14 protein-coding genes and 1 tRNA gene are annotated in these 14,418 nt (G+C 64.6%); 8 read left to right on the plus strand and 7 right to left on the minus strand.

Going from position 1 to position 14,418, the window contains the following annotated elements:
• Window positions 1–23 precede the first annotated feature (23 nt).
• Both MNQ95_RS15240 and MNQ95_RS15245 read left to right on the plus strand, forming a co-directional pair.
• Window positions 24–590, plus strand: coding sequence for a type 1 glutamine amidotransferase domain-containing protein (locus MNQ95_RS15240; protein WP_162411060.1), 567 nt, complete (start codon window positions 24–26; stop codon window positions 588–590).
• Complete coding sequence (locus MNQ95_RS15245) at window positions 587–1,030, plus strand: MliC family protein (RefSeq protein WP_162411061.1); 444 nt, start codon at window positions 587–589, stop codon at window positions 1,028–1,030. The genes MNQ95_RS15240 and MNQ95_RS15245 overlap by 4 nt, the downstream gene beginning before the upstream one ends.
• 105 nt (window positions 1,031–1,135) lie before the next feature.
• On the opposite strand, the gene htpX is transcribed toward MNQ95_RS15245, so the two are convergent.
• A complete protein-coding gene (gene htpX / locus MNQ95_RS15250; RefSeq protein ID WP_241953378.1) occupies window positions 1,136–2,011 on the minus strand; it encodes a protease HtpX in 876 nt (291 codons plus the stop codon).
• A gap of 193 nt (window positions 2,012–2,204) precedes the next feature.
• On the opposite strand from htpX, the gene gluQRS reads away from it, so the two are divergent.
• The 3 genes from gluQRS (at window position 2,205) to phaR (ending at window position 4,429) form a co-directional block, all read left to right on the plus strand.
• Window positions 2,205–3,053, plus strand: coding sequence for a tRNA glutamyl-Q(34) synthetase GluQRS (gene gluQRS, locus MNQ95_RS15255; protein WP_238390402.1), 849 nt, complete (start codon window positions 2,205–2,207; stop codon window positions 3,051–3,053).
• A gap of 28 nt (window positions 3,054–3,081) precedes the next feature.
• Window positions 3,082–3,822: a beta-ketoacyl-ACP reductase gene (gene phbB, locus MNQ95_RS15260; protein ID WP_241953379.1), complete on the plus strand. Its 741-nt coding sequence runs from the start codon at window positions 3,082–3,084 to the stop codon at window positions 3,820–3,822.
• Window positions 3,823–3,907: 85 nt separating this feature from the next.
• The gene (gene phaR, locus MNQ95_RS15265) at window positions 3,908–4,429 is read left to right on the plus strand and encodes a polyhydroxyalkanoate synthesis repressor PhaR (RefSeq protein ID WP_238390398.1); all 522 of its coding nucleotides are present in this window, start codon (window positions 3,908–3,910) and stop codon (window positions 4,427–4,429) included.
• A 125-nt stretch (window positions 4,430–4,554) separates the two neighbouring features.
• On the opposite strand, the gene MNQ95_RS15270 is transcribed toward phaR, so the two are convergent.
• Both MNQ95_RS15270 and MNQ95_RS15275 read right to left on the minus strand, forming a co-directional pair.
• Window positions 4,555–5,454, minus strand: coding sequence for a M48 family metallopeptidase (locus MNQ95_RS15270; protein ID WP_162411065.1), 900 nt, complete (start codon window positions 5,452–5,454; stop codon window positions 4,555–4,557).
• A gap of 14 nt (window positions 5,455–5,468) precedes the next feature.
• Window positions 5,469–7,316, minus strand: a complete 1,848-nt coding sequence (locus tag MNQ95_RS15275) for a formylglycine-generating enzyme family protein (RefSeq protein ID WP_425605745.1) — start codon at window positions 7,314–7,316, stop codon at window positions 5,469–5,471.
• 116 nt (window positions 7,317–7,432) lie between these two features.
• On the opposite strand from MNQ95_RS15275, the gene rnd reads away from it, so the two are divergent.
• From rnd to MNQ95_RS15290, 3 genes are all read left to right on the plus strand, one after another.
• Window positions 7,433–8,527, plus strand: coding sequence for a ribonuclease D (gene rnd / locus MNQ95_RS15280; protein ID WP_241953381.1), 1,095 nt, complete (start codon window positions 7,433–7,435; stop codon window positions 8,525–8,527).
• Between the two features lie 24 nt (window positions 8,528–8,551).
• Window positions 8,552–8,627, plus strand: a tRNA-Ala gene (locus MNQ95_RS15285).
• A 177-nt stretch (window positions 8,628–8,804) separates the two neighbouring features.
• On the plus strand, window positions 8,805–10,043 hold the full coding sequence (locus MNQ95_RS15290; RefSeq protein WP_241953382.1) for a tyrosine-type recombinase/integrase: 1,239 nt from the start codon (window positions 8,805–8,807) through the stop codon (window positions 10,041–10,043).
• 119 nt (window positions 10,044–10,162) lie between these two features.
• Here the strand turns inward: MNQ95_RS15290 and MNQ95_RS15295 are convergent, their stop codons facing one another.
• The 4 genes from MNQ95_RS15295 to MNQ95_RS15310 all read right to left on the minus strand — a co-directional run bounded on the left by MNQ95_RS15295 (window position 10,163) and on the right by MNQ95_RS15310 (window position 14,385).
• The gene (locus MNQ95_RS15295; RefSeq protein ID WP_241953383.1) at window positions 10,163–11,893 is read right to left on the minus strand and encodes a DUF3732 domain-containing protein; all 1,731 of its coding nucleotides are present in this window, start codon (window positions 11,891–11,893) and stop codon (window positions 10,163–10,165) included.
• Window positions 11,894–12,108: 215 nt separating this feature from the next.
• Window positions 12,109–12,621 (minus strand): three component ABC system middle component, encoded by a 513-nt coding sequence (locus tag MNQ95_RS15300; protein ID WP_241953384.1) that lies wholly within the window; start codon window positions 12,619–12,621, stop codon window positions 12,109–12,111.
• A 3-nt stretch (window positions 12,622–12,624) separates the two neighbouring features.
• Entirely contained in the window at window positions 12,625–13,605 is a 981-nt protein-coding gene (locus tag MNQ95_RS15305) for an ABC-three component system protein (protein WP_241953385.1), read from the minus strand.
• Between the two features lie 372 nt (window positions 13,606–13,977).
• Window positions 13,978–14,385, minus strand: coding sequence for a hypothetical protein (locus MNQ95_RS15310; protein WP_241953386.1), 408 nt, complete (start codon window positions 14,383–14,385; stop codon window positions 13,978–13,980).
• Between the last annotated feature and the right edge of the window lie 33 nt (window positions 14,386–14,418).

Below are 14,418 nucleotides of genomic sequence, written 5' to 3' on the forward strand. Positions count from 1 at the left end.
CCCATTCGCAGGAACCGCACACGATGAGCCACCTCACCGGCAAGCGCATCGCCATCCTCGCCAGCGACGGATTCGAGGAATCGGAGTTGCTCGAGCCGATGCGCGCCCTGCGCGAACACGGGGCGCAGGTCGACGTGGTGTCGCCCGAGCGCGGTCCGATCCAGGGCTTCCGCCATTTCGATCGTGGCCAGACGGTTCCGGTCGACCGCGACCTGGCCGACGCACGTGCCGCCGACTACGACGCGCTGGTCATTCCCGGGGGGCTGTTCAATCCCGACGCGCTGCGCCACGACGAAGACGCACTGCGCTTCACCCGCGACTTCTTCAACGATGGCAAGCCGGTGGGCGCGATCTGCCACGGCCCGTGGGTGCTGGTCGATGCCGGCGTGGTCCAGTCACGCGAGATGACCTCGGTCCCCAACATCCATCGCGACCTGGAGAATGCCGGGGCCCGCTGGGTCGATCGCGAAGTGGTCGTCGACCAGGGGCTGGTCACGAGCCGTACGCCGAAGGACCTGCCGGCGTTCTGCGCGAAGCTCGTGGAGGAGATCGCCGAAGGCCGCCACGCGCAGCCGGCGGCGTCAGCATGAGTGGCGGTGCTGCTGCGACGCGCCTGGCCGCCATGGCCTCGGGCGCAGGCCTGATCCTGGTGCTGGCGGCCGGATGCCGGCCTGCCGAACCCGAAGCGGTGGTCCCGCGCCCCGCTGCGCAGGCCAGTCCGCCGGCACCGGCGCCCGTACAGCCCACGGCCTCGGCCACCGCCGCGCCCAATCCGGGCACCCCGGTCGAATCCCACTGGCAATGCGGCGACCAGCGCGTGGCCGCGCGCCTGGATCCCGCCTCGCAGACGCTGACCCTGATCCACGAGCGCGGCCAGCTCGCGCTGCCGCAGTCGGTGGCCACCTCAGGGACCCGCTACGCGGACGAGAACGGCAACGAGTTCCGGAGCGGGGAAAGCGGCGCCACGCTCACGCTGTCCGGTACGCCGGCACGCGAATGCAGCCAGGTGACGAACGGCGCCAGCGGCTGAGCCGACAGGCGCCGCGCCTTTGCGTACACAGGCCAGGCACATGCCGCGCTCCGCGTCGTCCCGGTTTCGGCCAGGACGGGCTGTCGTGCAGCAGGGAGAGTGCGATCAGGCCGCGGTGGATGCGCGCAGCGCGGCGATCCGCTCCGGCAGCGGCGGATGGCTCATGAACAGCTTGCGCAGGCCCTGGCCCATGCCACCGGCGATGCCGAACGCTTCGACCTGGGCCGGCAGCGTGCTCTGGCCATGGTTCTGCGAGAGCCTTTCCAGCGCCGCGATCATCTTCTGCCGCCCGGCCAGCTGCGCGCCGCCGGCATCGGCGCGGAACTCGCGTCGCCGCGAGAACCACATCGCGATCATGGTCGCGAACAGGCCGAACACCATCTCCAGCACCATCACGATGCCGAAGTAGGCCAGCCCGCGGCCGCCACCCTCGCGGTTGCCGGACAGGAAACTGTCGACGATGCCGCCGACCACGCGCGCGAGCACGATCACGAAGGTGTTGAGCACGCCCTGCAGCAGGGCCATGGTCACCATGTCGCCGTTGGCGACGTGCGCGATCTCATGGCCGAGCACCGCCTCGGCCTCGTCGGCCTGCATCTGCCGCAGCAGGCCGGTGGACACCGCCACCAGGGCGTTGTTGCGGTTGGCGCCGGTCGCGAACGCATTGATCTCCGGCGCGTCGTAGACCGCGACTTCGGGCATTCCGATGCCGGCCGCCTGCGCCTGGCGCTGCACGGTCGCCAGCAGCCAGCGCTCGGTTTCGTTGCGCGGCTCGGTGATCACCTGGGCGCGGGTCGCGCGCTTGGCCAGCCACTTGGACATCAGCAGTGAGACCAGGGAGCCGCCGAATCCGAACAGCGCAGCCATCACCAGCAGGCCGCCCATCTGGTTCGGATTGACCCCCAGGAACGACATGATGATGCCGGCCAGGAACAGCACGGCCAGGTTGGTGGCAAGGAACAGGGCGATACGACTGAACACGGGCAAGTCTCCGCAATTGGCTTGTCGCCGCCGTAATGGGTGCGCTGCGGCTTGAAATCAAGCCACGGCCGCCGCGACCATGGCATCGATGCACGACCCGGCGCCCCCGACCCCTTTGCTTTCCTCCACCCGCCTGCCCAACGCGCATGGCTACCGGGGCCGCTTTGCGCCCTCGCCCACCGGTCCCCTGCACATGGGCTCGCTGCTGGCGGCGCTGGGCAGCTGGCTGCTGGCGCGCCAGGCCGGGGGCGAATGGCTGGTGCGGATCGAAGACCTCGATCCACCGCGGGAGGTGCCCGGGGCCAGCGACCTGCAACTGGCGACCCTGGCGGCGTTCGGGCTGGAGCCGGACCAGCCGCCGGTGCGGCAGAGCGACCGCCATGCCCTGTACCGCGATGCGCTGGATCGCCTGCTCGCCGCCGGCCACGCCTTTCCCTGTTCCTGCACCCGCAGCGACCTGACGACGCAGGGCGGCATCCACCGGCAGTGCGTGGCCACCGTCCCGCGGCCGCATCCCGCGTTCCGCCTGCGCGTGCACGACGCCGGCCTCACCAGCTTCGAAGACGGACTGCAGGGCGAGGTGCGGCAGGATGTCGCCAGCGAGGTCGGCGACTTCGTCCTGCTTCGCGCCGATGGCTACTGGGCCTACCAGCTGGCGGTCGTGGTCGACGACGCCGCGCAGGGCATCACCGATGTCGTCCGCGGTGCCGACCTGCTCGACTCCACCCCACGCCAGATACTGCTGCAGCGTGCCTTGGACCTGCCCACGCCGCGCTACCTGCACCTCCCTCTGGTGCTGGACGCCGATGGACGGAAGCTCTCCAAATCCAGCGCCGCACTGCCGGTGGACCCGGCCGATCCCCTGCCCGCGCTGCGCCTGTGCTGGGCCCTGCTCGGCCAGGACCAGGCACCATTGCGGGGCGCCAACAGCCCCGATGCACTGCTGCGGTGCGCGCTCGCGCACTTCGATGGTTCACGGCTTCCGGCGCGCTTGCACTTTCATGAAGCTGCCACTACAACGGGATCGACGGATCCTGAATAGACCTGAATACCCTCGGGAGGGGTTGACCATGAGCAGTCGCGTCGCACTCGTCACGGGCGGCACCGGTGGTATCGGCACTTCAATCTGCAAGAAGCTCGCCGACATGGGCCACAAGGTCGCCACCAACTACCGCAATGAAGAACGGGCCAAGGCCTGGCAGGCGCAGATGAAGGCCGACGGCTACGACATCGTCCTGGTCAAGGGCGACGTCACCTCGCCGGACGAGGCGCAGGCGATGGTCAGGGAGGTCGAGCAGTTGCTTGGGCCGGTCGAGATCCTGATCAACAACGCCGGCATCACCCGCGACGGCACCTTCCACAAGATGAAGGCCGACCAGTGGAACGACGTGATCAACACCAACCTCAACTCGGTGTTCAACGTCACCCGCCCGGTGATCGACGGCATGCGTGATCGCAAGTGGGGCCGGATCATCCAGATCAGCTCGATCAATGGACTCAAGGGCCAGTACGGCCAGGCCAACTACGCCGCCGCCAAGGCCGGCATGCACGGCTTCACCATCTCCCTTGCGCGCGAGAACGCCAAGCTCGGCATCACCGTGAACACGGTCTCGCCCGGTTACGTCGCCACCGACATGGTGATGGCGGTGCCGGAGGACGTGCGCGCCAAGATCGCCGCGGACATCCCGACCGGCCGCCTGGGCAAGCCCGAAGAGATCGCATACGCGGTCGGTTTCCTGGTCGACGAGCAGGCCGCCTGGATCACCGGCTCCAACCTGGATATCAACGGCGGCCACCATATGGGGTGGTAGCCGTCAAGGCGGACCTGCGGCAGTTGCATGCGCTGCTGCGGTGCGCCATGCTCGGCGCCACTTGAAGTCCGTCTGCGAGCGCTCGATGGCTGCCATCCGCATCATCAAGAAATATCCGAACCGTCGGCTCTACGACACCGAGATTTCCAGCTATATCACCATCGAGGACGTGCGCCAGCTCATCCTCGACGGCGAGTCGTTCGAGGTCCGCGACGCCAAGAGCGGCGACGACCTCACCCGCTCGGTCCTGCTGCAGATCATCGCCGAGCAGGAGCAGGACGGCGAGCCGATGCTCTCCACCCAGCTGCTGAGCCAGATCATCCGCTTCTACGGCGACTCGCTGCAGGGCTTCATGGGCAACTACCTCGAGCGCAGCATGACGCTGTTCCTCGAGCAGCAGCAGACCTTCCGCCAGCAGATGGGCAACCTGCTCGGGCAGACGCCGTGGACGGCGATGAACCAGCTGACCGAGCGCAACCTGGAAATGTGGCAGGACTTCCAGCGCGGGCTGGCCGGCAACCTGGGCCGGCCCACCGGCACGGCCGCCCCGCGCGGCGAACCGGAACGTGGCACCGGCACCGGTACGGGCGGCAAGCCGCGGCGCTGAACCAGGCCATCGCGCGCCCGGCCGCACCGGCTGGCGGCGCGCACGCTCCCTCGCAAGACATCACGCTCGCTCGCATACCTGTCCGGCCGACCAGCCCCACGGGCCGGTCGCGGCCGTGCCTGCCTTTACTGCCGGCAGAAGCTCTGCCGGTATTCCAGCGCCTTGGGCATGAGCGACTGCAGGGTCTGGATGCGGGTGCCGGGGTTGGGATGGGTCGAGGAGAACTCGGGCGGCGCCTGGCCACCGGAGGATTCGCTCATCCGCTCCCAGAGGCCGATCGCCTCGTTGGGGTCGTAGCACGCCGCCGCGGCCAGCATCAGCCCGACCTCGTCGGCCTGGGTCTCGTGGGTGCGCGCATACGGCAGCAGGTAGCCGTAACCCATCGCCGCCATCACCATCTGCTGCTGTTGCGGATCCATGCCGCTGGCCGCGCCCGCCATCTGCCCGATCTGCGCCAGCTTCTGCTGGCTCATCCGCTGCGCGCCGTGGCGCAGCAGCGCATGGGCGATCTCGTGGCCCATCACCACCGCCATCGCGTCCTGGCTCTGTGCCACGGGAATCAGGCCGGTGTAGACGGCCATCTTGCCGCCGGGCAGGCAGAACGCATTGGCCTGCTCGGAGGGAATCACGTTGACGTCCCACTCGAACTCGCGCCAGTGCTCCGGCGCAGCCATGCCGTGCTCGGCGGCCAGCGCCGCGGTGACCTCGGGGACCTTCTCGATCAGGCGCTGCGCGATCGCGGTGATCTGCTGCGCGGTCTGGTCGGTCCTGGGTAGCGGCTGCTCCTGCGACAGGATCTCCTGGTAGGCCTGCAGGCCCATCGCGCGTTCCTGCTCCGGCCCGATCGAGCCGTCGATCAGCACCGTTTCGCCGGTATACGGATCCTCGGTGCGATTGGAGAAGTAATAGCAGCCGCCGTAGACCAGGAACCCGAGCAGGATCAGCCAGCGCAGGTTGCCGATGCCGCCGCCACGCCGCCGCGGAGCCTGCCCTTCGCCGGAACCGCCGAACGGATCGTTGCGCATTCTTCCCTCCTGCCTCAGATGCCGCGCACCAGGCGAAAGCCGATGCGCGCGCTGGTCATGTCCGAATCCATCGGTGCCCGCCATGCCGACCGGGTCTGCGCCGGCGATCCGGCCCAGACGCCTCCACGCACCACGCGCGAACGACACCCGGGATTGAACCACGCCGCACCGTCCGCAGGCGCCCGCCGGTAGCTGGCGTGCCAGCAGTCGGCGACCCATTCGCTGACATTGCCGGCAAGGTCGTGAAGACCCCATGCATTGGGCTCGAAACGCCCGGCGGGCGCCGGGCCCCAGTAGCCGTCGCCGAAGCCGACGAAGGCGTTGTTCCAGGTCCGTCCGCCCGGCGAGACGTCGTTCCCGCCGGCGAAGTTGCCGCTGCCTTCCGGCGGCACGGCCGCGTTCCCCCACGGGAAGCGGGCCGGCTCGCCGGCGCGCAGCGCGTACTCGAACTCGGTCTCGCTCGGGAGCCGGTAATGCCGACCGGTCTGGTCCGAAAGCCAGGCCGCATAGGCCTCGGCATCGCGCACGCTCACGTGCAGTACCGGGTCGCCCTGCCCGGCCGGCCGGCCGTCGTATCCCGAACGCCAGTCCGCGCCACTGCGCCGGGCGAAGTTGCCGCTGCGTTCGTCGTACACGATCGAGTTGCCTCGCCGGGTCGCGCGCGGCCGTGCACCGGCCTGGGCGACGAAGCGGCCGAACTCGGCCACGGTCACTTCGGTCAGCGACATGGCGAAGCCACGGTCGAAACGCACGTAGTGCACCGGCCGCTCCGCGTCAGACGAGTCCGGCTCGCTGTCCGGCGCGCCCATATGGAAGGCGCCGTGCGGCACCACCACCATCTGCGGCCCGCGACTGCCATCGGCCAGCGCGTCGGTGAACACCTGGCCCGGGCGGAACGCGCCGTAGTGCGTGGCCAGGTCGATGCGCTGGCGCAACTGCACGGCGACCGGATCCCCGGGCGGCGCGATCTGCAGGATGTCGGCCAGCCGTGTCCGTGCATCGCGCAGGCCGTCGCCGCGCACGAGGTCGCGCAGGGCCGCATCGCGCAGCGCGCCGATCCGCGCGTCACGCAGGGACGCCACCCGCTGGCGTGCGTCGCGGACGGCACCGGCGCCATCTTCGCGTACCGCCTGGGCATGGCCGAGCCACTGCTCGGCCGTGGCGAAGTCCAGGGCGAGCGCCGCCTGTTCGGCGCGCGACAGCGCGGCGCTCTCCACCGCGGCCCTACCCTGCAGCGCGCGGGGATCGTCCGGCCGCAGTGCCAGCGCGTCGCGGAAGTACGCCAGGGCGCCATTGCCCTGTTCGCCCAGCCGGCCTGCCCGCAGGTCGTCCTCGCCGGCCCGGTCGAGCGCATCCAGGCGCCGCTCGGCCTCCACCTCCCGCTGCAGCGCCAGCACGCCTGCGTCATCGGGCGCCAGTGCGCGCGCCACCGCAGCCAGCTGTTCGAGCCGGGCCAGGCCGGGGCTGCCGCGATCGGGCTCCGCCAGCAGCGTTCGTGCTTCATCGACGACCCGCGCGCGCGCGCGCTGCAGGCCGCGGCGGGCGGCACGGTCGCCGGGGTCGGCCTGCAGGAGCGCCAGGTAGATCGGTACCGCCGAATCGGCATCCTCGAACAGGCGGCCCGATTCCAGCGCCTGCGCCGCGCGCGCGCGCCACGGCGCGAGGTCCCCGCCATCGCCAAGGTCGACCGGTGGGGGTGACCAGGCGCCGAAGACCGCCTGGCTTTCGTCGCCACTCACCGTCACCTGCGGCCCCTCAGGGCTCGCGGCGCCACCGGCGGCTGCGTCCGCCGTGGAAGCAGGCTGCCCGGGTGCTTCGGGCGCGCGCGCGCAGCCGACAGCCAGCAGGGTCGCCATCAACATCAGTGCGTGGCCGCTCGCGCGCAAGATCGCTCCCTTCCCGGTCCATCCGCCTCTGGCGGTTTGACGTTAGGCTATCGCAGCCCGCCCGGGCAATCGAAGAAGCCACCGGAACCGAAGTGCCAGAAACCCATTGGATCGACCAGCCCGCCGAACTCCTGCGCCGCCTGGAGCACGCTCCGCCCCGCGTCGGGCTGGATACCGAGTTCATACGCGAGCGCACCTACTGGCCACGGCTGGCCCTGGTGCAGATGGCGGTAGGCGACGAGATCCTGCTGGTCGACCCGCTGGTCCCGGGCATGGCCGCCGCCCTGGCCGCCTGGCTGGACGCGCCGGGCGTACTCAAGGTGATGCACAGCGCCAGCGAGGATCTGGTCGCGTTCAAGTGCACCTGCGGCACCCTGCCCCGGCCCATGTACGACACCCAGATCGCCGCGGCACTGGCTGGAATCGGTGCCGGCGTGGGCTACCAGAAGCTGGTCGAACAGGTCACCGGGGTGGTCCTGCCCAAGGGCGAGACGCGCTCGGACTGGCTGCGCCGTCCGCTCAGCGCGGCCCAGCTCGAATACGCCGCCGATGACGTGCGCCACCTCGCCGCGCTGTACGAGGCCACCGCGAGCAGGCTGCGTGAACTCGGCCGCGAAGCCTGGCTGGGCGAGGATGTCGATCGCCTGCTGGCCAACGCCGCGCGCGAGGAAGGCGAGGCGTGGCCGCACCTGTCGATGCGTTCGGCCCAGTTCCTGGATACCGCCGGCCAGCGCCGGCTGCTGCGCGTGCTGCGCTGGCGCGACCGCCACGCGCGCGAACACGACCATCCGCGCAGCTGGGTGCTGGACAACGAGCTGGCCGTGACCCTGTCGCGCGATCCACCGGCCGATGCCGAGGCGCTGCAGCGGCGCCTGGATGCGATACCCAAGTCGCCACGCCGCCTCGCCACGGCGATCTGGCAGGCGCTGTCCACGCCCCTGCCCGACGAGGAAAGCATGCCGGCGCCCGCAGCCGACCCGGACCGCCAGGCGCTCAAGCGCCTGCAGGATGCCGTGGCCCGGCGCAGCGCCGAGCTGGCTCTTCCCGACGGCGTGCTGGCGTCGCGTCGCCACCTCGAAGCCTTGCTTGAAGGCGCGGGCTGGCCCGTGCCGTTGCAGGGCTGGCGCCGAGGCGAACTGGAAAGCACGCTGGCGCCCCTGTTGGCACCCGCGCCCACCGCGGGCTAGAATCCGTCGCACAGTTTCATCCGTGGGGCCATAGCTCAGCTGGGAGAGCGCGTCGTTCGCAATGACGAGGTCGGGAGTTCGATCCTCCCTGGCTCCACCATCTACCCGTCCTAGACGGTGCAACCAAGGCCGGAAACCCCTAGAAGCATATGGGTTTTCGGCCTTTCTTGTATCCAAGGTAGTCCAGCCTAGACCGCTCGAATCCGGCGGTAACTAGCGGTAAGTTTGGCGGTAACCGGGGCACTCCCCTAACCTGTTACCGCCAAGGAGCCGCCCAATGCCTCTCACTGATGCCGCCATCCGCAAAGCCAAGCGCCCTGCACCCGGCGACAAGCCGCTAGAGCTACGCGACGGCAACGGCCTGTACCTAGAAGTCCCGCCACGGCACGCGATGCGCTGGCGTCATGACTACAGGCGACCAGTCACCAAGACGCGGAACACCTTATCCCTCGGCACATATCCCGAAGTTAGCCTCGCAGCGGCCCGCGAGCGACATGCCGAGGCCCGTCGCCAGCTAGCCGCAGGAATCGACCCCGGCGAGCAGCGGAAGGCTGCCAAGATCGCTGGCGAAGCCGCAGCGGCAAACAGCTTCGAGGTTATAGGCCGCGAGTGGTTCGCCAAACAAAAGACGGGGTGGAGCGATAGCTACGCGACCAAGGTTATCCGCCGGCTGGAAAGCGACATTTTCCCGTGGTTGGGTAACCGCCCTGTTGCGAGCATCACTGCCCCGGAACTACTTAAGCACCTAGAACGAATCGAACAGCGCGGCGCTATCGAGACAGCGCATCGGGCCTTGCAGACGTGTGGGGCGGTATTCCGCTACGCCGTCCGCACAGGGCGCGCCGAAGGCGACCCAACCGGGGCTTTGAAAGGCGCGCTTACCCCGTGGCGTCCCATGCCTTTCGCAGCCGCCACCACACAGGCGGAGGCGGCCATCTTGCTGCGGAAAATCCAGCAGTCCACCAGCCGGCCAATCGTCCGTAGCGCGCTACGACTTGCGCCGATGCTCTTCTCCCGCCCGGGCGAACTTGTCCGTATGAAGTGGGAAGAAATAGACCGCGACGCAGGACAGTGGCGCTACTTCGTCACGAAAACCAAGCGTACCCACATCGCCGCGCTTTCAACGCAGGCAATGGAAATCCTGCTCGACCTACATCCCCTTACCGGACGCGGCGAGTACGTGTTCCCCGGGGGGCGTGACCCCCGTAAACATATGTCCGGCAATGCCATTCTGGTTGCCGCACGGCGCTGCGGCATCGAAAAAGACGAAAGCACCATTCACGGATTTCGCCACATGGCTAGCACGTTGCTCAATGAAACCGGCCTGTGGAATCCCGATGCAATCGAGGCCGCATTGACCCACAAGATGCCGGGAGTTCGTGGCGTCTATAACCAAGCGCAGTACCTAGACGAGCGCAAGAAGATGATGCAGGCATGGGCGGATTACCTCGATGCACTGAAAGCCGACACGGCTAGCAAGGTAGTCCCCTTCAAGCAGAGAGTAGCGCTTGGGTAGGCTCCGCACTGGGGGCGAGGACATCGCCTCTTGAGGTCCACCGCTCGTCTATGTGCAAGCACCAGTATCACTAGATACGGCGTTGGCCGGAGGCTGACAACTCTAGCCCGTTTTCAAGACTACCAGGCTAGCGGAACCAACTTCTCTCCTCTCCACTCCTCCACCAACGAGACGCCTGGGAGATCACCCCATACTTCTTGGTCTGCATGGTCGAGGATAATCACCTGCAAAGCACCCTTCGCAGCGACGACTTGCTTGCCCAGAGCTTCAAAGATGCGACGAACTGCTTGAATATCTTCTTGATCGGTGAGCTTCCAGTCCCGCTCTCCGCTCTGCTGCTTGGTCATTGTGGGGAAATAGACTTGGCTCGGCTGGTCGTAGACCAGTAGAGCTGGCACCGGACTAGGTGGGTTCTTAAGGAAGTAGATCTGTAAGGCGAGCGTAATAGCCACATGGTAGGCGAGCCAATTTGCGCCGCTCCCTATTTCCCAAAGATAGTCCTTTCGTCCTTCCCTTGAGACCTGAACGGTAAGCTCTTTTGGATCAAGGCGAACGGGACTGTCGCTCCACTCTGCGTTCAGAGCGGGGACAATTGTTCCAGTAATCTGCTGTATCTCATCCAAAGTGCTGTCTAAGCGTCGCTGAATGTTGGATTCCTTGATCTGAGTCTGCAGCTCTTCGAGTCGCTTACGCAGTTCCTCGACCTCGATCTCAATCTCTGGCGACTTGTCCGCCTCGTCATACTGCCTCAGCAACTGTTGCAGGCCACCTATGAATCGATCTGCTGACGCCGTGCGAGCCATTTCCTTCTGCACGAGATCCGAGCTCGCTTCATACGTCCTGATTTCTTGCCTTACAACAGTGATCTCCGAAAGCACATTTTCCATCAGAGTTCGTTGTCTCTGATACTCGGCGTCAAGCGAAGTTGTAGCGAGCGGATGAGCTTGGAGCTTACCTTCGATTTCAACGAGTGCAGCATCTAGCTTATCCAGGGATTCTGCCGTCTTGGAAGGAAAGAGCAGTCCTGCCTCATGTCTTCCCTCGATCTCGGAACGCATCCAAGTGGAGAGTGACAGACGCTCACGCTGAACTTTCAATGCACCTGCATACTCATCGCTACCTTCGCGAAGCCGCTTCAACTCCATCAATCTTTGGCGATGGGTTGACGCCTCGGCGCCAAGCTTCTGTTCGCGATCTCGCAGCGTATTGAGCACGGCAAGTGTGTTCTCAACGCCTTCCGCAGACACCGGTAATGCGGAGCGCGATTGATTAGCAATAAGTTCGAGCTCGCTGATAATTTCTCCCCACTCCTCCGGGGTGCCATCGCGAGTGGATAGACCCAGTTCGCGCGCCTGCGTTAACCATGTCCGCCCTTCTGCAACGCGCCTTCCCGATACGTTCTTGAGAATCTTTAGATCCGCTTCGAGCTTTCGTAATCTTCTGGTCAGCCGATCGGCCTCGTGTCGTAAAGCAATGGTTCGGGCCGTGATTGCATTCAATGCGTATGGGAGTACTGTTTTCAGCTTCTCTCGGTGCTCATTAGCATCCGCCTTGTAAAAGAGAACATTAGGGTTCGCTACGATGTTCTGCGGCTGGAAGACGAAAGCAGTTAGATCGCGGAAGGAAGGCCGGAGCTTGAAGCCGAACTCAGTGTTGGGCTCGAAATCAAGTTGCGTGAGTCCTGCCAGTCGGTCGAGGAGTGCGCGGACTGCTGAGTCAGTTGAGTTTCCCTCAGTGATGACTCCGGGCACTTCAACAAGAACAGCTTCGAGGACGAACATCTCGCTCGTCGATTGCTGGGTGCCTGGCTCTTTCCTCGCGAAAAGCTTCTGTCCTTCGACTGTTTCCACGAGCACTCCAAACCATGCGCATTTTTCGCGAATTACACCTACGGGTATTGCGCAGCTCCTGGAAGCAAGGCAGTAATCTATGATGGGGATGACTGCCGACTTACCCGTCTTCGATGCTCCTGTGATGACGTTGACCATGCCCGGCTCGAAGACGACTGATCTTGGGGTGGATCCATTTCTGGGCCAGAGGATCAGTTGAAGAATTTGAAAGCGCATTAGAAGGCGACTCGAAGAGTGGATGCGACCTGTTCAATAGGCATGCGAGCGAGCCATATTCCTAGCTTCTCGCAAGCTTTTCCGAGCTTTAAAATATTAGGCGATGGAGTCGGCAGCTTGATATCCAGCGGAAGCAGTTCGGCAGCCATCGGATCGAGATGAAGCATGTTTGTCATCACAGCTGCGGTTATGGAAGCGTGGCTAAGGCTCCGAAGCGCGAGTGCACGCTCGTGAAGCGCCAGCAAGTCTTCTTGCCTACTCCCTAGCTTTGCCGCGAAAAGACTGAGACCGGAACCTGAGTTAGTTCTTGTGAGCGCATCACGGCTTTCCTTATGTAGCGTAATCGGCAAGATCACATGGACTAACGGAATCGGGATGCCATGACTGACTTCTGCAAAATAGCCTTGAGCTGTGCGCCACACAAGAAATGCGCCCAAAGCCGGGTTGTAGACACGCTCCAGCTCGGAAAGCCGAGAGTGCGCGGAGGATGAAGGTAGCGAGATTACGGCCAATTCCTAGCCCAGGAGGTCATTGAAGCTTGGGTGCCAGCCGATTCTCTTGCTGTCAGAGAACTCGTTCAGACATCCGTGTGTGAAATGGTCTGGCACGGTCTTTCCTTGAAGCTCAACGGATAGTTTTCTACATTCCGCGTAGATCGCCGCGCCCCTTTTGACTCCATCTAGATGTTCGTGCGTCGCTTCAAAGCTGTCGCAGATCGCCGCGTGGCGGCTCAGTAGGTTCGCGTCCCATTCGTCCAAGGACTGCGGGAGGAGAATCCCCTCCGCCCCCCATTTCGTTTTGTTGGCTACTGTACGTAGATAGTCACTCACAGCATTCAGCTGTTGGCTCCCGCCTACATTGATCAGTTCCAGCTGACGAATAAAGACCGGCTTGGATGAGAGCGCGGCGTCGATGTCGTCAGCCGAGGGAGGGGCAGAGTCGAAGTCAAAGTAGGCGGGTAGATTGATGGATTGGACAAAGATACGGATCAAATCTTGAAACTCACCTGCATTGAGGCAGCCAGGTTTGCCAAGCTCCAAGAGGCGATCTGTCCGATGCTTGGCCTCGCCAAGCGCATAAGCCAAAATTCTGTCGAGCAGAGGGGCCGAGACGCTTGGAGCATAGAGATTCCGGATCATTTCGGTAGGCGCGGCTTGGCAGATCAGTCGAAATCTCACCGCCAAAGCGAGTTGTTCGTCAGGGCCCGCGTCTAAGAAACGTTTGACAAAAGGATAGACGGCCGACTTCTTCCTGGCCGGTGTCATTCCCTTCTGGATGTCTGCGACTAAGGTTGCGATATCACTCGCCGTCTTAGCTGCGAGCAGTGCTTGGACCCACGGGCCGGGCGCGTGAACCGGGGTTACGAAAAGGCAAAGCTGGGAGGCGTTGCCGGTGCTGATGGGGCCGTGATCTTCGAGCCAGTTGTGGATGCTCTTCCACAGGTCAGCCGACCAATCAGTAAGAGGATTGCTGGCTTTCCTCTTCGTCTGCTCCATGAGCCTCGTCCCGTCCTCATAGTGAACGGAGACGTCATCATCGTGCTCGACGTAAACTGTTGCGGAACGCGACTCGCTCAGGAGGCGCGCGCACAGCCTGACGGTCTGGAGCCCGTATCCCAGATATGGCCCAACGGCGCTGTGTTTGGTGCTCTTTGTCGGCATCCCCTTCTGCCATGCCCCCTGCCGATCCTGATGATAGCCCCATCTGGGCCCTGTAATAATCCTAGCTCATGGACACCGGGTATGGGTGGCCTATGGGTTCACCACCTACGTCGGGCAGGCATTTCTGTTGCAACTGGGCATCTGGCTTGGAAGTAGCCTAACCAAGCCGGAATCCTTATCTATACATCCGCATTTTAAACAGTTGGCCTACTTCCCTGCCCGGTGCAACAAAACGAATGACTCGCGAGCACGTACAAGCCCCAGCCTTATCTCCGCGATGGATTCCACGGGCCTACCCATGAAGAAGGCTATATCGTCAGGCGATCCAATCATCCGCTCCAGGACATCAAGCTGCGTCTCTGCGATTAGCGGGTTCGCGACCTTCCCATAACTGAGAGAGTCAGCAAGACTCTTGAAGCAAACCGCAACAAAGTAGATCTTTTCAGCGGCATCATGACCTGCACTGGCTGCGACAAAATCCGCCCTTGCTTTCACCGCTATGGCAAGTGCTTCCACGGCATTGACGCTTCTACGGTACTTCCAGAAATTCCAAAGATAGCGGGCAACCCAGAACGCGACTGCACAGATTGCGGCTGTCCCGATAAACTCAAGCATTAGGCCTCCTGCACGAGCGGCATCTGTATCGTT

This window comes from Pseudoxanthomonas daejeonensis, assembly GCF_022637495.1.
Lineage (GTDB): Bacteria > Pseudomonadota > Gammaproteobacteria > Xanthomonadales > Xanthomonadaceae > Pseudoxanthomonas > Pseudoxanthomonas daejeonensis.